The sequence below is a fragment of the Clostridium punense genome, from assembly GCF_017874425.1.
Lineage (GTDB): Bacteria > Bacillota > Clostridia > Clostridiales > Clostridiaceae > Clostridium_J > Clostridium_J punense.
This window is the reverse complement of sequence record NZ_JAGGLL010000044.1, coordinates 1-20,694: the sequence shown is the minus strand read 5'-3', so window position 1 is coordinate 20,694 and position 20,694 is coordinate 1. Positions and strand designations below refer to the sequence as shown.

The following is a 20,694-nucleotide window of genomic DNA, read 5'->3' as shown; positions in this document are numbered from 1 at the left end:
TAGCTTTGAATTTTAAGGGGGACAGAATTATGATTAAGCGATTTATTTCTTACTATGCACCACATAAAAAATTATTTTTCTTAGATATGTTTTGTGCATTTTTAGTAGCAGCATTGGACTTAGTATTTCCAATGTTCACTAATAAATTATTAAAAAGTGCTATACCAAACAAAGATTTAAGGACTATTGTTACGTTTGCAGTAGTACTAGCCTTATTATATGTAGTTAAGCTTGTTGCCAATTACATAGTAGATTATTGGGGTCATGTCATGGGAGTAAGACTACAGTATGATATGAGAAAAGAAGTTTTTTCCCATCTACAAACGCTACCTTTTAGATATTTTGATGACAACAAGACAGGTCATATAATGTCTAGGATAGTTAATGATTTGATGGAAATATCTGAGCTTGCGCATCATGGTCCAGAGGATATATTTATATCTCTAGTAATGTTAATTGGATCTTTTATATTACTATGCAATATAAATTTAGGGTTAACTTTAATAATATTTGCCTTCATCCCTGTAATTCTTTGGTTTACAGCAACCCGTAGAGTTAAAATGTCCAATGCTTTCGATGAGGTTAGAAAGAAAATTGCTATAGTAAATGCAAAGCTTGAAAATAGCATATCAGGGATAAGAGTTGCTAAATCCTTTACTAATGAAGAATATGAAATGGAAAAGTTTGATGAAGGAAATAGTGAGTTTAAAGTTGCAAGGTCTTCAGCTTATAAGTATATGGCAGAATTTATGGCAGGGATGAGATTCCTTGTGGATATGTTAAATGTAGTTGTTTTAGGTTTTGGAGGGTATTTCGTTTATAAAGGTTATATTGATGTTATAGATTTAGTAACCTATTTCTTATATATTGCTTACTTCATGCAGCCTATAAGAAGGCTTACTTCCTTTGTAGAACAATATCAAAGTGGCATGTCAGGGTTTAAGAGATTCATTGAAATTATGGATACAAAGTCAGATATAATTGATAGTAATGATGCTAAAGAGTTAGAGAAAGTTAAAGGAAATATAGACTTCAAAAATGCTACCTTTAAATATAATGAAAATACAGAGATACTATCAAATATAAATCTAGAGATTGAAGCTGGAAAAACCTTAGCACTAGTAGGGCCTTCAGGTGGAGGAAAAACTACAATTTGTCATCTTATACCTAGATTTTATGAACTAAATGAGGGTGAAATAAGCATTGATGGAATGGACATTAAGGATGTTACGTTAAAATCTCTTAGAAGAAATATAGGAATTGTACAACAAGATGTATTCTTATTTACTGGTACTATAAAAGAAAACATACTTTATGGAAATCCAGAAGCTAGTGATGAAGAAGTTGTTAAAGCAGCTAAAAATGCAAATATACATGAATTCATTTGCTCTTTACCTGATGGTTATGATACCTATGTAGGAGAACGTGGAGTTAAATTATCAGGAGGGCAAAAACAAAGGATATCAATAGCTAGAGTTTTCTTAAAAAACCCTCCTATTTTAATCCTAGATGAGGCAACTTCTGCACTAGATAATACTTCAGAGCTTATTATTCAAAAGTCTTTGGAGGACTTATCTAAAGGAAGAACGACTATAGTAGTGGCTCATAGATTATCCACTGTAAAAAATGCTGATGAAATAGTAGTTTTAACAGATAAGGGCATTATTGAAAAAGGGCCTCATGAAGAATTGATGGCTAAGGAAGGAGTTTATTCCAAGTTATATAATGCTCAATTTAAGGGTTTTATACCAGATGAAATTAACTTTTAAAGCTTTAAATCTTATAACTATATAGCTAAGGTTTTGGTTACAAGGTTAAAAGAAGTGTTAACTTAATTAGAATAGTTTATTGATTATATTTTAAATTTATTATAAAATTAGTAAGGGGTGGCCAAGGCTATCCCTATTATTTTGGACCTTAGGAAGATTTATGTTGAGAAATATATGGCAAAATTCTACTTGTATAACCAGCAAAATTTTCCATGGAGTTTGATTAATAGCTATATTACATATACACAGGAAAAGAAATACTTCCTATTAAAAGATTTTATGTAAAAAAAAGGAAAAGATGTATTTGTGTAGAATAAGTAATACATAAAGATTTTGGTATGTGGAGGAGAAAAAAATGATAAAAAATAAAAGTGGTGTTATTGAATTATTAAATGATTTAAGAAACTTTAGTTATTCTAAGGAAGATACTATTGTTGACGTGGAGTTAGTTACTGAAGACAATGTTAACATTAGATATTACGAGGATAAATGTATAGTTATAAACTATCACCAGTACGAAGATGCAGTTGCAACTTTATATAAGGACAGAAAATATATAAATAAAGTGCTTTTCCAATAGTGAAAAGTACTTTTATTTATATCTATTTTGCTTTATGTAGATTTATCTAACTTTAATTCTAAAAATTAATTTAATAAGTCTCATAAGAAAATAATTACTTTATAAATACTTTAATCCTAGGATATAGGAGTAAATTTGTACACAAGTAGATTGCTATGGCTTTCATAAGGATTTTATTAACATTTAAGGGTTGATTACAATAATAAGTAAAGGTATCATATTAAGAAAGTTTAAGCAATTCAAAGAAATTTTTAAAAATAAGAAAATAAATTTATATAATCAAGATAAAACCAAGATTTTAATTGTTTTTAGACTTAAAATGGGGTTGAATTAGAAAAGTAAAAGTATTAAGATTTAATTAAGGTCAAAGAAAGTCAAAGTTAAAATAGATTGAGAATTAACTAACAAATGGGAACAATATTTGATTAATAAAATAGCATTTTTCTTGTTTTAGACTTTAAAGATGATTTAATTTCATTTACAAACTAAATCTTCATTTTAAAATTATATGACATTTATTAAATGAGTATACTAGTAAGAGAAAAAATCCTTATGAAATCAAAGTTATTAATAATTGTTAGTTTATGTAATTCCATATTCATAAAAAATTATACTCATCCAGATGTCTAAAGTAAACTATGTAGGCTTATGATGAGATTATTTTTAACATCATTTCTATAATAAGCTCTTTTAAAAGAGATATATAACTACAATATAGGAAAGATTAGAGGTAATAGTTATGGCAAGATTATCAGATGTAATAGAGGAGTTTATCAAGGAGCTTTTAAGTGAAGCTAAGGAAGAGGAAATAGAAATACAGAGAAATGAACTGGCTAATTACTTTAGTTGTGCGCCTTCTCAAATAAATTATGTCCTAACCACAAGGTTTACCCAAGATAAAGGTTATTATATTGAGAGTAGAAGAGGTGGAGGAGGTTGCATAAGAATAATTAGGGTTAACTATAAAGAACATACCTCCTTAGCAGAAATTATTAATGATAAAATAGGAGACTATATTACAAGTGATAGTAGTAATAGAATAATTGATAGCTTACAAGAAAGTGGAATATTAACTCAAAGAGAAGCTAAAATTGTAAAGATTATGCTAAATGATAGAACCTTAACATCTGCCTTAGATAATAAAAATAAATTAAGAGCAGATATACTGAAAGCTGTTATACTAAATATTTTAAAATAGGAGTGGATATTATGCTTTGTGAAATATGTCAAAAAAATGAGGCTAACTTTCATATCGCTAAAATTATAAATGGAGTTAAGGAAGAAAAACATGTATGTGAGCACTGCGCTAAGAGCATGGAAGGAATGAGTTTGTTACCAGACATGAATTTTAGTTCAAATTTTTCTTTCCAAAATCTTTTAAGTGGGTTTCTAGATTATATGAATACCTCTACTCAAAGTAATTTACCTAGTCAAGTAGTATGCGATAATTGTGGAACTACCTATAGAGAGTTTAAGAATAGTGGGCTTTTAGGCTGTAGCAATTGTTATAACGTATTTAATAACACTGTCCTTCCAATCTTAAAAAGAGTTCAACAAAGCACTGAGCATAACGGGAAGATACCAGTTAAGGGTGGTAAAGAAATCATGGTAAAAAAAGAGCTTCAAAGGCTTAAGGAAGAACTTCAAAGAGCTATTGCCATGGAAGAATATGAAAAGGCTGCTGAGCTTAGAGATAAAATCAGAAGCTTAGAACAACAAAGCTAGGAGGAGTATGTATATGGAAAATTGGATTAAAGCAGAAACTTCTTTTGAGGATATAGTAATAAGTAGCAGAGTTAGGTTAGCTAGGAACCTACAGAACTATTCCTTCCCAAATAAGTTGGATACTCATAAGGGAAGAGAGGTTGTTGCGATAGTTGAAGAAGCTTTTTATAAGTCCGCTTATATGGAGGAAAACTTTGAGTCCATATATATGTGGGATAATGATGATATAACTAACAAATCCTTTTTAGAAAAACACCTGATAAGCGATAAGTTAATTGTTAATAAGGATAGGGCTACATTTATAAAAGATAGTAATGAAACTATAAGTATTATGATAAACGAAGAGGATCACTTAAGACTTCAATGCATTGTAGGTGGACTAAATTTAAAGGAAGCCTATAATGAAATAAATAAAATTGATAATCTTTTAGAAGAATCCTTAGACTTTGCTTATGATAAGGATTTAGGGTATTTAACTACCTGCCCAACAAATGTTGGTACAGGACTTAGAGCTTCGGTTATGGTTCATCTTCCAGCACTTACTAAATCAGGAGCTATTGATGGAATGATAAATATGCTAAGTAAAATGGGGCTTACTATTAGAGGGTTATTTGGAGAGGGCTCAAAAGGTTATGGAAACATTTATCAAATATCAAATCAAGTTACCTTAGGTCCTAGTGAAGAAGAAATTATAGATAATTTATTAGCCGTTATAAATAATATTATAAGTGAAGAAAAATCAGCAAGGGAAAAATACATGAAATCCTATGGACATGAAACAAAGGATAGCATCATGAGATCACTAGGAATATTAAGATATGCTAATGTAATAACTTCAAAGGAAGCATTAAATTTACTTTCCTATGTAAGATTAGGAGTAGAAGTGGGCATAATCAAAGATATTGATAAAAAATTATTAAATTCACTGATGGTAGACATACTTTCTTCAACAATGCAACTGAAAGCGGGATTAACCATGAGTGAAAAAGAAAGAGATATAAAAAGGGCAGAAATCATAAGAAATAGCTTAAAATAAAGAGGTTAAGAGGTGAAAATAAAATGTTCAATAAATTTAATGAAAGAGCAAGAAAAGTCTTAATGTTTGCTAATGAAGAAGCACAAAACTATAAACATGGCTATGTAGGCACAGAGCACATGCTTCTTGGAATTTTAAAAGAGCAAGATGGAATTGCTTTTACCGCACTTAATAATATGGGAATTTCCTATGATAAGGTTAAGGGGTTGGTAAATCAGTATATAGGCAATGGAGATGTAGAGATGCCTAAGGATGAAATTTACCTTACTCCTAGAACTAAAAGATTAATTGAGTTAAGTCTAGTTGAGGCTAGAAGTTTAAATCAAAATTATATATCACCTGAGCACATACTATTAGCTATAATAAGAGAGCCAGAAGGAGTAGCTTATACTATATTGGCTAACTTAGGGGCAGATTTTAATAAGCTTAGAAGCGAGCTAAAGGCTGTATCTGGAGATTCAGAAGGAGTTAATCAACCAGCTTCAAGAGAAAAAGCTAAAAATGCTAAAACTCCAACACTGGAGAAATATGGTAAGGATTTAACAGCTCTTGCTAAGGAAGGAAAGTTAGATCCAGTTATAGGTCGTGAAAATGAAACCCAAAGGGTTCTTGAAATACTTTGCAGAAGAATTAAAAATAACCCTTGCTTAATTGGAGACCCTGGAGTTGGTAAAACTGCTATTGCTGAAGGGCTTGCACAAAAAATAGCATCAGGGAATATTCCTGAATTATTAAGAGATAAGAGAGTTGTAACTTTAGATTTATCTTCTATGGTAGCAGGTTCAAAGTACAGAGGAGAATTTGAAGAGAGACTTAAAGCAGTTATGGATGAAATATCAAAGTCAGGAGATGTAATATTATTCATTGATGAAATTCACACTATAGTTGGTGCAGGGGGGGCAGAAGGTGCTATTGATGCATCAAATATTTTAAAACCAGCTCTTGCTCGTGGAGAAATTCAATGCATAGGAGCTACAACTATTGATGAATATAGAAAGCATATTGAAAAGGATGCTGCTTTAGAGAGAAGGTTCCAACCAGTAACTGTGGAAGAGCCAAGCAAAGAAGAAAGCATACAAATTTTAAGAGGTTTAAGAGATAAGTATGAAGCACACCATAGAGTTAAGATTACAGATGCTGCAATTAGTGCTGCTGTAAATCTTTCAGACAGATATATAACAGATAGATATCTTCCAGATAAGGCTATTGATTTAATTGATGAAGCTGGTTCAAAGGTGAGAATTCAGAAGTTAACTGCACCACCAGACTTAAAAGCCCTGGAAGCAGAATTTGAAAAAGTTACACAAGAAAAATCTGATGCCATAACAGTTCAAGATTTTGAAAAAGCTGCAATGCTTAGGGATAAGGAAAAACAACTTAAGGATCAGCTTGAAAACACTAAAAATAACTGGGTGTCACAGAGTAAAGATGCTGATTCTGTAGTTGATGAAGGTGATATTGCTAGAGTAATTGCAAAATGGACCAATATACCTGTTGAAAAGCTTACAGAAAAAGAGTCAGAAAGACTATTAAAACTTGAAGAAATTCTTCATAAAAGAGTTATAGGTCAAGAAGAAGCAGTAGAGTCAATTGCGAGAGCTGTAAGAAGGGCAAGAGTTGGACTAAAAGATCCAAAGAGACCAATAGGTTCCTTTATATTCCTTGGACCAACTGGAGTTGGAAAAACAGAACTTTCAAAGGCTTTAGCTGAAGCTATGTTTGGTGATGAAAATGCTATGCTTAGAATTGATATGTCTGAGTATATGGAAAAACATACAGTGGCTAAGCTTATAGGAGCGCCTCCAGGATATGTAGGATATGATGAAGGAGGCCAATTAACTGACAAGGTGAGAAGACATCCTTATTCAGTAGTGTTATTTGATGAGATTGAAAAGGCTCATCCAGATGTATTTAATATACTTCTTCAAATCCTTGAGGATGGAAGACTTACTGATGGGAAAGGTAAAACTGTAGACTTTAAAAACACCATAGTAATTATGACATCAAATGCTGGAGCATCAACTATTAAGAAACAAAAGTCTATTGGTTTTGCACAAAGTAAAGATGAAGTTAGAAATGAATATGAGAAAATGAAAGAAAGTGTAATGGAGGACATTAAACATACCTTCAGACCAGAATTCTTAAATAGAATTGATGATATTATAGTGTTCCATAAGCTTGAAGAGAAAGATTTAGTTCAAATAGTTTCTCTGATGCTAAACTCAGTAAGTGAAAGATTAAAAGACCAAGAAATTAATATTTCATTTACTGAAGAAGCTAAAAATCACTTAGCAAAAGAAGGTTACGACCTAAATTATGGGGCAAGACCACTAAGAAGAGCAATCACAAAAACTATTGAAGATAAGCTTTCAGAAGAAATTTTAAGAGGTAACGTAAAGCATGGAGATAATGTAGAAGTTACTATGGAAAATGGAGAGTTAAAATTCAATAGGAGATAACAAAGTCTTTGAGAAGATACACTAAGTAGCATAATAGCTAATATTAGGAGTTGTATATTGCAGTGTAGTTAATAGATTAAATTTGTTGTACTCAACTTATAATAGAGATATAATTTAATATAAACTTAATAACAAAAAACCACTTTAGTTAAGTGGTTTTTTATTATTAAGGAATTAAATTTAAAGCTTGTTTTATACATAGAACTAGTTAAGTTTATTAAGGCGGGGTTTAAGAAGAGTAAAATTAATGTTCATTATGGAATCGTGTAATTATGAAAATAAATAATAGTAGATTATAAACTTATTTGTATATAATACCAATATTTAGTTAAAATCTTAATAAATCAGTTTATGGAGGAAGTTATATGGCTAAAATAAAGAATATATATATATGCAGTGAATGTGGTTATGAATCTCCAAAGTGGTATGGAAAGTGCCCTAGTTGTAATAATTGGAACACAATGACAGAAGAAACAAAGGCGCCAACAAATACTGGTTTTAAAAGAGCTGTAACTATGTCAGGAGGAAATAAACCTCAGAGTATCGTGAATATAAGGTCAAGTCAGTATGAAAGACTTGACACTGGAATCACTGAATTGAATAGAGTTTTAGGTGGAGGATTGGTAAAAGGTTCTCTAACTCTAATATCAGGAGATCCTGGCATAGGAAAATCAACTATACTTCTTCAAAGTGCTAGAAATATTTCAAGAAAATACGGAAAGGTTTTGTATGTTTCAGGAGAGGAATCTGAAGAACAAATTAAAATGAGGGGTGAAAGGCTAGATTCCATATGCGATAATCTATACATTGTATCAGAAACTAATATTGATATAATTGAATCCCATATAGTAGATATTGAGCCTGCCTTTGTTATTATTGATTCAATACAAACTTTATTTAAAAGTGATATTTCCTCAGCACCAGGAAGTGTGTCTCAAGTTAGGGAGTGCACAAATGAGCTTATGAGAATAGGAAAGACAAAATCTATTCCTTTATTTATAGTTGCCCATGTTACTAAGCAAGGGGAATTAGCAGGTCCAAGAGTTCTTGAGCACATGGTAGATACAGTTCTTTATTTCGAGGGTGAAAGAACGCAAGAATTTAGGATATTAAGAACAATAAAAAATCGTTTTGGTACTACTAGTGAAATTGGAGTTTTTGAGATGAGGCAGAGTGGACTAGAAGAAATATTAGATGCATCTTCAGTGTTTTTGCAGGAAACTTCCTTTAAACAAGAAGGTGCTGTAGTTATTGGAATCATAGAAGGAACAAGACCACTATTGATTGAAATACAAGCTCTTGTAAGTGAAACTAAAGCAGTGATGCCAAGAAGAACTGCAGTAGGAGTAGACCATCAAAGGTTGAACTTAATTCTAGCAGTTTTAGAAAAGAAACTTAAAATTCCATTTTACAATTCTGATGTCTATGTAAATGTGGTAGGAGGACTAAATCTCGAAGGTACTTATGGGGATTTAGGCTTAGCAGTAGCTTTAATTTCTAGTGCTAAAGGAAGAGAAATTAAGCTGGATAGAACCTTAATAATAGGGGAAGTTGGACTTACTGGAGAGGTTAGACCTATAGCTCAAGTTGAAAAGATTATGAATGAAGCAGCAAAGATGGGCTTTGCTAATATAATTATGCCTATGAAGAATACAGAAAAACTGGAAAAAAGAAATATAAATGTAATAGGTGTTTCCTCAGTAAAAGAAGTTTTAAGTAAAGTTTTTTAAGTTTATTATTTAAGAGAATCAAATTTATGATTTAATTTATATGTGACATCTATTGGTTCTGTTCAGGCTTTTAGGAAGGAATAATTTAAAAATTATCTTAAAAGTTAATACTAGTTTTTAGAATTAATATAAACTTATGTTCAAGGGAATTTTTAAATGAATATCCAGTAGTAAAAATGTAATTCATAATGCAGTTAAGTTACTCGTGGAGGAAAAAATGCGGGAAGAAAAACAAAATGAATTAATGAATATATTAAAAATAATGTCTCCAGGAACACAGCTTAGGGAAGGGTTAGATAATATATTAAGAGCTAAAACTGGAGGCTTAATAGTATTAAGTGATAGTGAGCAAATATTAAGTTTGGTTGATGGAGGATTTTCTATCAACTCAGAGTATACTCCAGCCTATATTTATGAGCTTGCAAAAATGGATGGGGCAATAATTGTGAGCAGTGATTTAAAGAAAATACTTTTTGCTAATACTCAATTAATTCCTAACTCTGCAATACCTACTGGAGAAACAGGAACTAGACATAGAACTGCTCAAAGAATTGCAAAACAAACTGGCTCCACTGTAGTAGCAATTTCACAGAGAAGAAATGTAATTACTGTATACAAAGATGATATAAAGTATGTAGTTAGAGATAGTAATGAAGTTTTAGCAAGGGGCAATCAAGCAATTCAAACTCTAGAAAAATATGTTCTAGTATTAGAAAGAGTAACAAGTAATTTAAATCTATTAGAACTTCAAGATTTGGCTACCTTATTAGACGTAATTACAGTAATTCAGAGAACAGAAATGGTAATGAGAATTATATGTGAAATCGAAACTTATATTTGTGAGCTTGGAAATGAGGGAAGACTAATTTCCATGCAATTAGGTGAGCTTGTTAAAGGAATAGAGCAAGAAGGAGTTTTCCTAATACGAGATTATTGTTCAGCATCTTTTGACTACACACAAGTTTATAAAAACATTCAAAAGATATCTTCTGAGGAATTACTTGACTTAGACTTAATTAGTAAGCTTTTGGGATACTCAGGAGTACCATTAGTGGATACATTAATATCTCCTAGAGGTTATAGAATTTTAAGTAAGATTCCGAGAATACCATCTATTATAATTGAGAATATGGTAAAACATTTTAAAGAGCTTCAAAGAGTTATGGAGGCTTCTTTAGAAGAATTAGATTCAGTTGAAGGTATAGGAGAAGCTAGGGCTAAGGCAATCAAAAATGGATTGAGAAGATTAAAGGAACAATTTATATTAGATAAGCAAATATAGCACAAGCAATATATACTTGTGCTATATTTCTTTACTCTACTTTAAGCTATTAGTTAGAAATAAATACTATCTAAAAGTAAATTTATCAAAAGTACTTATTTTATTATATTCTTTTAATAATATATCAAATAGATTTATGTCTAAGGTATTACAGAGGGAAGTTAAATAAAACAAATGGTTCCCCATTTCTCTTTCGACAACTTCTCTACAGCTGTCGCAGATATTACCAATAAGATGGGTATCAAGGCAGCCACTCATGTCATCTAAATCTATATTTTCTTGAATACATTGTTTTTCAGCATTGATTTTTAAACAACCACAACTTGTGACCGACTTTACAACGGCTCTATTTACTCTAGCTTGAGATTCCTGAAGTTTTGTCATGATATCTAAAATACTTTTGTGTCTTAATAAACAACTATCAACTGCATTTTGAAATTCGTCAAATATAAGGTCTTTCATCATGTTCAACTCCTCTTACTTTTATGTAATTTAATTGTCGCATTTGGTATGTTTATATAATATAACATAATTTATCTTAATAACAGGGGGTGAAAAGAATTTTAAGAATCACCGAAATAACTGCTATAATTTCACGTATATATAATTAGAGAAGTATGCTAATTAAATCTAAAGAATAGTAAGAAAAAGATACTAGTTAGATATAACATAGACTATTTAGTTAACTATTCAAATAGGAAAATAAGTAATTATTAGGTGATAAACTATCATTTAGGAGTTAAAACTTATTGAAATAACTTTCACCATAATATATAGTTAATATATAGGATATAAGACTATTTATTTGTCAATAATTATAATTGGATAAGCATAATTTTAAAAAATAGGAGGTGAAAATATGCTTAAAAAAATATTGAGAGGTCTATTTACTTTAATTGGAGGTACTTTAGGTTATATTTTAGGGGAGTGGTCTATTAACCATAACTTTTTAACTGCATTAGGTATTTCTACGATACTATCCTTACAAGGAATATTATTTATCATATTTTCTATTGTTTTAATCGGACTTATATTTTATTTTATTTCACCATTTTTAAGCGCAACTATCATTAATTCTATGGATTATTTAGAAAAAAGAGTTCAAAAGGTACCAGTTAGTGATGTGATTTTTACAGTTTTAGGTGCTGTAGTTGGACTTGTAATATCAGTATTAATTTCTAGTCTAATTAGAGTGGAGTCAGTAATAATAACAATTATAACAATCATTGTTACTATAATAATTATGGTTCTCTTTGCGGATATTTCCCTTAAAAAGAAAGAAGAAATACTTAATATGCTTGGGAACATGAAAAGACTGCCTTCAGGTAAAGATGGAAAAAACAAAAATAATGCAAAAGAAGGGTCAAAAGTTTTAGATACTTCCGTAATAATTGATGGAAGAATATTTGATCTTTGTCAAACAGGGTTTATAGAAGGCACTTTAGTAATTCCGAGCTTCGTATTAGATGAATTAAGACATATAGCAGACTCTGGAGACGGGCTTAAGAGAACTCGAGGAAGAAGAGGTCTTGATATCCTTAATAAAATTCAAAAAGAATTAAACATCAAGGTTGAAATTTGGGAAGGGGATTTTAAAGACATTAATGAAGTCGACAGTAAACTTCTCAAGTTGGCACAACTTTTAAATGGAAAAGTAATCACAAACGATTATAACTTAAATAAAGTAGCAGAGTTTCAAGGTGTTCCTGTGTTAAACATTAATGAATTAGCCAATGCTATAAAACCTGTTGTTTTGCCAGGAGAAGAAATGGAAATTCAGGTTGTTAAGGATGGAAAGGAATCAGGTCAAGGTGTTGCTTACTTAGACGATGGAACTATGATTGTAGTAGAAGAAGGAAGAAGATTTATAGGGGCTACTATAACTGTAGTTGTAACTTCAGTACTTCAGACTGCAGCAGGAAGAATGATATTTGCAAAACCTAAGGATGCATAAAAATAACTTTAAATCTAATTACAGATTAGGTACTTGGGAATTAATAACTCAAGTACCTTTATTTTTATTAACACTTTAGCTATTACAAATAAATATAAATATTATTTATATAATGTTAACAGGAAGTATTGACAAAGAGTTAACTAAGTTGTATATTACACTTGATGAAAATTTAATAAGGCACTTTTTACTGTGCCTAAAGCGATGATGAAGAATAGTAGAAATTAACCTACAGAGAGAAAATCCTAGGCTGAGAGATTTTCAAAAATTTTGAACCCGCTTCTGAGCAGTAGCATAGCTACCGGTTTTATACCGTTATAACACTGAGTACAAATTTAGGTGGTACCGCGATAAAGTTCGCCCTAAAAGGGGGTGGACTTTCTTTTTTTGAAAAAATTTAAATTTATATATGAGGAGGATAAATATGAAACTTTCTAACATGTTAATTAGTACCCTAAGAGAAGTCCCAGCAGAAGCAGAAATTCCAAGCCATCAATTGATGCTTAGAGCTGGTATGATGAGAAAAATGGCTTCAGGTGTTTATAACTTTATGCCTAGTGGTATTAGAGTTTTGAAAAAAATAGAGAATATTGTAAGAGAAGAAATGGATAATACCGGTGCCCAAGAATTCTTAGCTTCTGCGTTACTTCCAGCTGAACTTTGGATGGAGTCGGGAAGATGGGAGGCTATGGGAGAAGAAATGTTTAGATTAAAGGACAGAAATGATAGAGACTTCTGCCTTGGACCTACACATGAAGAAGTTTTTACGGATATAGCAAGAAATGAAATTAAATCCTATAAACAGCTTCCATTGAATTTATATCAAATACAAACTAAATATAGAGATGAGAGAAGACCTAGATTTGGGGTTATGAGATCTAGGGAGTTCATAATGAAGGATGCTTACAGTTTTGATAAAGATCAAAATGGTTTAGATGTTTCTTATATGAAAATGTATGAAGCATATACTAATATCTTTAAAAAATGCAGCTTAGATTGTAGTGCTGTAGAGGCAGATTCAGGAGCTATGGGAGGATCAGGTTCAGCTGAGTTTATGGTTAAGTCTGAAGTTGGTGAAGATGAAGTAGTATTCTGTTCTTGTTGCAATTATGCAGCTAATATGGAGAAAGCTCCAGCAATCTCAGAATACCAAGCTGAAGAAACTTATTTAGAACTGAAAAAAACTCATACACCAGAGGTTAGAAGCGTTGAGGAGCTAGTAAAGTTTTTCAATGCTACAGAAAAGAAATTTGCTAAAACTCTTATATATAAGGCTGATGGAAAAGTAATAGCTGTAATGGTAAGAGGCGATAGAGCAGTTAACGAAATTAAGGTTATTAATGCTATTGGTGGAGCTATAGAATTTGAAATGGCTAACGTGGAAACCGTAAAAAATGCTACTAGTGCAGAAGTTGGTTTCGCTGGACCTGTAGGTTTAAAGGCTGATATTCTACTAGTTGATGAAGAAGTTTCTAAAATGTACAATTTCATTATTGGAGCTAATGAAACTGGATTCCATTATGAGAATGTGAATTATGGAAGAGATTTCACAGGAAAAATTGGAGATTTTAGAAATGTTACTGAAGGGGACAAATGTCCAAAATGCCAAGGAACTTTAACTATAGCAAGAGGTGTAGAGGTAGGGCATATATTTAAGCTTGGTACTAAATATTCAGCGTCAATGGGTGCTACTTTTATAGATGAAAATGGAGAAGATAAGCCACTAGAAATGGGATGCTATGGAATAGGTATCAATAGAACAATGGCAGCTATAATTGAGCAGCATCATGACGAAAATGGCATTACTTGGCCACTAGCTGTTGCTCCATATCAGGCAATTGTGGTTCCAGTTGTAACAAAGGATGAGGAACAAATGAGGGTTGCAGAGGAACTATATTGCAAACTTAAGCAAATTGGGGTAGAAGTTCTAATGGATGATAGAAATGAAAGAGTAGGAGTTAAGTTTAAGGATTCAGACCTAATAGGTATACCAATGAGAATAACCGTTGGAAAGAAAATATCAGAGGGTAAGGTTGAATTTAAGCTAAGAACTAACTCTGAAAATGAAATAATATCTATTGAAAATGTAGTAGATAGAGTGAAATCTGAATTTGCTAAAAATAATTTAAGTTTATAAAGGCTTCGAGGATGAGATTATATTTTGTTCATTTTAAAAGCCTTTAGGGAATCAAAGTAAGAGAAATATAAATTTAAGGTGTAACTTTGGTTATCAGCGATATAAGAGATATATATAATTAGGGTTTCTTGGGATTGTTAATTGTTTTATTTATGGCATTTGGGAATAATAATAAAATAACTAAGGTTTTAGTAATTAAGGAGAGAAATATATGATAACAATCGGAGATATAAAAGCAGCACAAGAAAGTCTAAAGGATGTAGTAAGAAAAACCCCACTATTTTATTCAACAACTTTTTCGAAAGAATGTGGTTGTGAAATTTATTTAAAGTGCGAAAACAAACAAAAAACTGGTGCCTTCAAACTTAGAGGAGCCTATAACAAAATTTGTTCCTTAAGTGAAGAAGAGAGAAGAAATGGAGTAGTAGCATCTTCAGCAGGAAACCATGCTCAGGGAGTTGCCTATGCAGCAACAGCCTTTGGTATAAAATCAACTATTGTAATGCCAACTACTGCACCTCTAGCTAAGGTTCAAGCTACTAAAAATTATGGAGCAGAAGTTATACAATATGGAGAAGTTTATGATGAATGCTACTCAAAAGCTGTAGAAGTTCAAAAGGAAACTGGAGCAATTTTTGTTCATCCATTTAATGATGATAAAGTAATAGCAGGACAAGGAACAATTTCTCTAGAGATACTTGAAGAGCTTCCTGATACAGATATAATTGTAGTACCAATTGGAGGCGGTGGACTAATTTCAGGGATGGCTGTAGCTGCTAAAGCTATAAATCCAAACATAAAAGTAATTGGTGTTCAAGCTGAAATTATAGCTTCAAGTAAAATTTCGCTTATAAAAAATGAAATTGTTACCTTACCAGGAGTTAAGTCATTGGCAGATGGAATATCTGTTAAAACTCCGGGAGACAACACTTTTAAATACATGAGAAAATATGTGGATGAAATTGTAACAGTTACAGAAGATGAAATTGCTTATGGAATTTTCTCTTTAATGGAGAGAAATAAGTTAGTTGCAGAAGGAGCTGGAGCTGTATGTATAGCTGCCCTTTTAGCAGGGAAGATAGAAGTAGAAGGTAAAAAAGTTGTAGCTCTAGTTAGTGGAGGAAATATTGACATAGCTATGGTATCTAAGATTATAGATAGAGAACTAGTTATGCTTAAGAGAAGAATATCCATATCTGTAGAGCTTCAAGATAAAGTAGGACAGCTAAGCTCTATAATTACAGACATAGTAGCCTTAGGTGGAAATGTGTATAAAGCAAGACAAGACAGAAACTGGAGTTCAAAAGGTCTTGAATATACAAATGTTATCTTCGAGATAGAAACTCAATCAAAGGATCATGCTAAACATATTATTAGTAACTTAGAAGATAAAGGATATAATCTACAAGTAATAGAAAAATAATTATTTAAAGTAGTAGGAAGAAGTTTCTTACTACTTTAATTTATGATTAAGACATAAGCTTCAGTGATAAGAAGCTATTTTGATAGCCTTTCAAAAGTCTTAAGGGAATCAAAGTAACTTGGATATGTGAGTTAGGTCTTAGATTTGGTAGCCTATACATAGGAGCAATTTAACCAAAGAATTAATTTGATTAAAAGAACTACTTTCATACAAAAGTCAAATTAATTATTAACCTTTCTTCTGTTTATATAAAAAGTTATAAATTTAGAATAATTTACTGAGGTAAAATATTAATATTAAATTTAATTAAGAAATGTAGTAAATACTATGTATATTGTATATAATCAAATCAGCGACCAATTATTTAAAAGTAATTAATAATAATTATAAGTTTAGGAAGATTGTGCATGGATAAGATAATATTGTATGGAACTAGGCTTATAACTTTACAAATAGGACATACTTAATAAAAATGTTCTTAAGGAGAAATACTTATGGAATTTAATTTACTTAAGGGTAAGTTTACAGAAGAAGAAGCAAAATTTATAAATCCATTAGTGCTTGCACTTATTGGTGACGGGGTTTATGAGGTTTTTATTAGAACTTACCTAGTATCAAAAAATAAAGAAATGAATGTACATAAAATACATTTAAAAGCTGTAGCTTTTGTAAAAGCAGAAGCTCAAAGCACATACATGAAGCAGATAGTAGATGACCTTACAGAAGAAGAACTTAGCATTTTCAAAAGGGGAAGAAATACAAAATCAGCTGCTCCTAAAAATGCTGATGTTACTAACTACAGGTGGGCTACAGGCTTTGAAAGTCTTATTGGATATTTATACATATTAGACAAGATGGATAGGCTAAACTATATATTAAATAAAATTGTTGGAGTGGGGGATAATAATGAAGGTTAAAGTTAAATTACTGCAATATACACCAGAACCAGAAAAGACAGTTGCTTCAGCTGCTAAGCTTTGTTATAGTGCTGTGGGGGTAGAGGGTATTACTGAAGGATTAACAGAAGAAAAAACATCAAGTTTTATTAATATGTTAGCAAGTTATGGACATTATTCACCTATGGAACATGTTAGCTTCACCTTTGCCATTGAAGGCGTATCAAGAAGTTTAACACATCAACTTGTAAGACATAGAATTGCTTCTTATTCTCAGCAAAGCCAGAGATATGTAAAGTTAAATGCCTTTGAGTACATAACACCACCAGCAATAGAAAATAACGAGGAAGCTAAGAAGATATTTATTGAGGCTATGAGAAGAGATCAAGAGGATTATGATAAACTTGTAGAAATACTTAAAAAATCAGCTTTAGATGAATATGTTAAACATTATGAAGATGAAAATCATGGAGAATTAGGAGAGAAAACACTAAAATCTCTTAGTTCTAAGGCCGAAAAAAGAGCAATAGAGGATGCAAGATATGTTTTTCCTAATGCTTGTGAAACTAAGATTATTGCTACTATGAATGCAAGAGAGTTAATGAATTTTTTCAGTCATAGATGTTGTAGTAGAGCACAGTGGGAAATAAGGGAGTTAGCTGATGAAATGTTAAAGCTAGCAAAAAATGTAGCACCAAATTTATTTAAATACTCTGGACCTGGATGTGTAAGAGAAAAATGTCCTGAAGGTGCTATGACTTGCGGAAAAATAGTAGAGATGAGAGAAAAATACTCTAACTTATAACAATACTCATATATTCTAAGCAATGGAATATGAGAGACTAATTATAATTAAAGATAAAAGTGAGGTAGCATATGAAAGGTAAAGGAATACAAAGAGATAAATTTAAGGGAAGAACGGAAAACAAAGAAAGAAGTTTCGTAAAAAAGGAAAGAAACTTTGAAAAAAGAGAAGCAAGCTATGAAAAGGTTAAAAAAGTTGAACAATCTGTAGCTGTTGAGCAAGTAGTAAGAGAGGATTTAATTGAAGGTAGAAATGCAGTAATTGAAGCATTAAAATCCGATAGAACTATAGAACAAATATTAGTAGCTAAAGGGGATACAAAAGGTTCAATTAATGTTGTCCTAGGCATTGCTAAGGATAAGGGGACTGTTGTTAAATATGTTGAAAGGGCTAAGTTAGATGAGATATCTCAAACGGGAGCTCATCAAGGGGTAATAGCAATTGTTACTCCATATAAATACTTCTCATTAAATGATATTTTAGATTATGCTAAGTCCAAAAATGAACATCCATTTATTTTAATACTAGATGAGCTAGAAGATCCTCATAACTTCGGATCAATAATAAGAACAGCTGAAACCTGCGGAGTTCATGGAATTATTATTCCTAAAAGAAAGAATGTAGGCATAACCCCTACAGTTTACAAAACTTCTGCTGGAGCAATTGAGTATATGAAGATAGCAAAAGTAACTAATATTAATGCTGCTATTGATGAGCTGAAAAAAGCAAATGTATGGGTATACGGCGCAGATATGGCTGGAGAGAGCTACTCTTATGATGTAGACTTAAAGGGTGCTGTAGCTCTAGTAGTAGGAAGTGAAGGTAGAGGCATATCTAAACTAACAAAGGAAAAATGTGATGTACTTATGAAAATTCCGATGGTAGGAAAAATTAGTTCTTTAAATGCTTCAGTAGCTAGTGGTATGATTATGTATGAGATCTTAAAACAAAGACTAAAATAAGTAACTAAGTTGAATATTTTTGATGCTAGTTGTAGTGTATTAAATAGATAGCTATCATCCTTTCAAAAGTTGAAAATTTTTAGTTGTGAAGAAGTAAACTGTTTTTCAGTGATAAGCAGTAAGTACTTCTGGTTTATAGTCATATTACTCGATTATAAGCCAGAATAATTAATAATAAATGAAGGTATTAATACAAGCGTTTGGCCAATTAAAGTTTACTAAAATAAAATATTGATAGGGAAAGTGCGAAAAACTTGAAAAAGTAAGGTGAAGTATGTGATTATCCTTGACTGATAATTTTTAATTAAGGTATAATTTAAATTGAATCCGTTTGCACTTTGGAGGGGATGTTGTTGGATAAGAGGGTTGGCTATGAGAGTTTGGGTTCGCAATTTGAAGGAAAGACCGATGATGAAATCGTAATACAAGCGAGAAGTGGCGATGAAAGAGCATTAGAGTATCTACTTAGAAAGTATCAAAATTTTGTTAAGGCAAAAGCAAAATCATATTTTTTGATAGGTGCTGATAAGGAAGATATATATCAAGAGGGAATGATAGGGTTATTTAAAGCTATAAGAGACTTTAAGGATGATAAGCTTGCATCTTTCAAAGTATTTGCTGAATTATGTATCACAAGGCAAATTATAACTGCTGTCAAAACTGCAACCCGTCAAAAACATATTCCACTCAATACCTATATATCTCTAAATAAGCCAATTTATGATGAAGAATCAGACCGGACTTTATTAGATATTATTTCAGGTATAAAGGTTTCTGATCCAGAGGAGTTAATAATTGGAAAGGAAGAACTGAAAAATATCGAATTTCAGATATGTGAAGTACTATCAGATTTAGAAATGGAAGTGCTTATGTCCTATTTGGATGGCAAGTCCTACCAAGAAATAGCTTGTGACTTAGATAGGCAGGCAAAGTCCATTGATAATGCACTACAAAGAGTAAAAAGAAAACTTGAAAAATGCCTAGAAAATAGGAAAGAATAGTGTTGACAATTAATTGGATATATATTATAATCAATAACTGATATACAGTGTTTAGACACTGTAACAATGATTGTCAAATGCCCATATAGCTCAGTAGGCAGAGCGTCACCTTGGTAAGGTGGAGGTCACCGGTTCAATCCCGGTTATGGGCTCCAAAATCGTTGAATAATACAACACACGTGGATAAGTTTACTTTGATAATAAGTAAGATAAATTTAAAACTATATAAGGAGGAATTGAAAAATGGCAAAAGCTAAATTCGAAAGAAACAAACCACACGTAAATATTGGAACAATAGGACACGTAGACCACGGTAAAACAACATTAACAGCTGCAATAACAACAGTTTTATCAAAAAAAGGATTTGCAGAAGCATTCGATTATGCATCAATAGATAAAGCACCAGAAGAGAGAGAAAGAGGAATCACAATCAACACAGCACACGTAGAGTACCAAACAGAAACAAGACACTATGCACACGTTGATTGCCCAGGACACGCAGACTATGTTAAGAACATGATCACAGGAGCAGCACAAATGGACGGAGCAATCCTAGTAGTAAGTGCAGCAGACGGTCCAATGCCACAAACAAGAGAGCACATCCTATTAGCATCAAGAGTTGGAGTACAATACATAGTAGTATTCTTAAACAAAGCTGATATGGTAGATGATCCAGAGTTATTAGAATTAGTTGAAATGGAAATCAGAGAGCTATTAAGCGAATATGACTTCCCGGGCGATGACATTCCAATAGTAACAGGATCAGCATTAAAAGCATTAGAAAGCCCAACAGATGCAGAAGCAACACAATGCATAATGGACTTAATGGCAGCAGTAGATAGCTATATCCCAACTCCAGAAAGAGCTACAGATAAGCCATTCTTAATGCCAGTAGAGGACGTATTCACAATCACTGGAAGAGGAACAGTTGCAAC

Annotated in this window: 17 protein-coding genes, 1 tRNA gene and 1 other annotated feature; of the genes, 17 read left to right on the top strand and 1 reads right to left on the bottom strand. The window is 31.7% G+C overall.

Features of this window, described 5'->3' with window-relative positions; all coding sequences use genetic code 11:
• The first annotated feature begins 29 nt into the window (after window positions 1–29).
• From J2Z44_RS18775 to disA, 8 genes are all read left to right on the top strand, one after another.
• Window positions 30–1,769, top strand: a complete 1,740-nt coding sequence (locus tag J2Z44_RS18775) for an ABC transporter ATP-binding protein (RefSeq protein ID WP_021285611.1) — start codon at window positions 30–32, stop codon at window positions 1,767–1,769.
• Between the two features lie 355 nt (window positions 1,770–2,124).
• The gene (locus tag J2Z44_RS18770; protein WP_021285612.1) at window positions 2,125–2,349 is read left to right on the top strand and encodes a hypothetical protein; all 225 of its coding nucleotides are present in this window, start codon (window positions 2,125–2,127) and stop codon (window positions 2,347–2,349) included.
• Window positions 2,350–3,088: 739 nt separating this feature from the next.
• Window positions 3,089–3,547 (top strand): CtsR family transcriptional regulator, encoded by a 459-nt coding sequence (locus tag J2Z44_RS18765; RefSeq protein ID WP_021285613.1) that lies wholly within the window; start codon window positions 3,089–3,091, stop codon window positions 3,545–3,547.
• A gap of 11 nt (window positions 3,548–3,558) precedes the next feature.
• The gene (locus tag J2Z44_RS18760) at window positions 3,559–4,074 is read left to right on the top strand and encodes a UvrB/UvrC motif-containing protein (protein WP_021285614.1); all 516 of its coding nucleotides are present in this window, start codon (window positions 3,559–3,561) and stop codon (window positions 4,072–4,074) included.
• Window positions 4,075–4,087: 13 nt separating this feature from the next.
• Window positions 4,088–5,110 carry a protein arginine kinase gene (locus tag J2Z44_RS18755; RefSeq protein ID WP_021285615.1) on the top strand — a complete coding sequence of 341 codons (1,023 nt, stop codon included), beginning with the start codon at window positions 4,088–4,090 and terminating at the stop codon, window positions 5,108–5,110.
• Window positions 5,111–5,133: 23 nt separating this feature from the next.
• Window positions 5,134–7,569: an ATP-dependent Clp protease ATP-binding subunit gene (locus tag J2Z44_RS18750; protein ID WP_021285616.1), complete on the top strand. Its 2,436-nt coding sequence runs from the start codon at window positions 5,134–5,136 to the stop codon at window positions 7,567–7,569.
• Window positions 7,570–7,934: 365 nt separating this feature from the next.
• Window positions 7,935–9,299 carry a DNA repair protein RadA gene (gene radA, locus J2Z44_RS18745; RefSeq protein ID WP_021285617.1) on the top strand — a complete coding sequence of 455 codons (1,365 nt, stop codon included), beginning with the start codon at window positions 7,935–7,937 and terminating at the stop codon, window positions 9,297–9,299.
• 217 nt (window positions 9,300–9,516) lie between these two features.
• Window positions 9,517–10,581: a DNA integrity scanning diadenylate cyclase DisA gene (gene disA / locus J2Z44_RS18740; RefSeq protein WP_021285618.1), complete on the top strand. Its 1,065-nt coding sequence runs from the start codon at window positions 9,517–9,519 to the stop codon at window positions 10,579–10,581.
• A gap of 66 nt (window positions 10,582–10,647) precedes the next feature.
• Here the strand turns inward: disA and J2Z44_RS18735 are convergent, their stop codons facing one another.
• On the bottom strand, window positions 10,648–11,043 hold the full coding sequence (locus J2Z44_RS18735; protein ID WP_031272058.1) for a nucleoside triphosphate pyrophosphohydrolase family protein: 396 nt from the start codon (window positions 11,041–11,043) through the stop codon (window positions 10,648–10,650).
• 397 nt (window positions 11,044–11,440) lie between these two features.
• Here J2Z44_RS18735 and J2Z44_RS18730 point away from each other — a divergent pair, with 397 nt between their 5' ends.
• The 9 genes from J2Z44_RS18730 to J2Z44_RS18690 form a co-directional block, all read left to right on the top strand.
• Window positions 11,441–12,535, top strand: coding sequence for a PIN/TRAM domain-containing protein (locus J2Z44_RS18730; RefSeq protein WP_021285620.1), 1,095 nt, complete (start codon window positions 11,441–11,443; stop codon window positions 12,533–12,535).
• 195 nt (window positions 12,536–12,730) lie between these two features.
• Window positions 12,731–12,903, top strand: a binding site (T-box leader).
• Window positions 12,904–12,959: 56 nt separating this feature from the next.
• Complete coding sequence (locus tag J2Z44_RS18725; RefSeq protein ID WP_021285621.1) at window positions 12,960–14,672, top strand: proline--tRNA ligase; 1,713 nt, start codon at window positions 12,960–12,962, stop codon at window positions 14,670–14,672.
• 211 nt (window positions 14,673–14,883) lie between these two features.
• On the top strand, window positions 14,884–16,095 hold the full coding sequence (gene ilvA / locus J2Z44_RS18720) for a threonine ammonia-lyase (RefSeq protein WP_021285622.1): 1,212 nt from the start codon (window positions 14,884–14,886) through the stop codon (window positions 16,093–16,095).
• 494 nt (window positions 16,096–16,589) lie between these two features.
• Window positions 16,590–17,012 (top strand): Mini-ribonuclease 3, encoded by a 423-nt coding sequence (locus J2Z44_RS18715; RefSeq protein ID WP_021285623.1) that lies wholly within the window; start codon window positions 16,590–16,592, stop codon window positions 17,010–17,012.
• Window positions 17,002–17,796, top strand: coding sequence for an FAD-dependent thymidylate synthase (gene thyX, locus J2Z44_RS18710; RefSeq protein WP_209649932.1), 795 nt, complete (start codon window positions 17,002–17,004; stop codon window positions 17,794–17,796). Before J2Z44_RS18715 ends, thyX begins: the two co-directional genes overlap by 11 nt.
• A 71-nt stretch (window positions 17,797–17,867) precedes the next feature.
• On the top strand, window positions 17,868–18,758 hold the full coding sequence (gene rlmB, locus J2Z44_RS18705; protein ID WP_021285625.1) for a 23S rRNA (guanosine(2251)-2'-O)-methyltransferase RlmB: 891 nt from the start codon (window positions 17,868–17,870) through the stop codon (window positions 18,756–18,758).
• Between the two features lie 347 nt (window positions 18,759–19,105).
• Window positions 19,106–19,759 carry an RNA polymerase sporulation sigma factor SigH gene (gene sigH, locus J2Z44_RS18700; protein ID WP_082207006.1) on the top strand — a complete coding sequence of 218 codons (654 nt, stop codon included), beginning with the start codon at window positions 19,106–19,108 and terminating at the stop codon, window positions 19,757–19,759.
• 79 nt (window positions 19,760–19,838) lie between these two features.
• Window positions 19,839–19,914: transfer RNA gene (locus tag J2Z44_RS18695), tRNA-Thr, on the top strand.
• A gap of 88 nt (window positions 19,915–20,002) precedes the next feature.
• On the top strand, window positions 20,003–20,694 hold a 692-nt coding region (locus J2Z44_RS18690), incomplete at its 3' end, for a GTP-binding protein (RefSeq protein ID WP_209649930.1).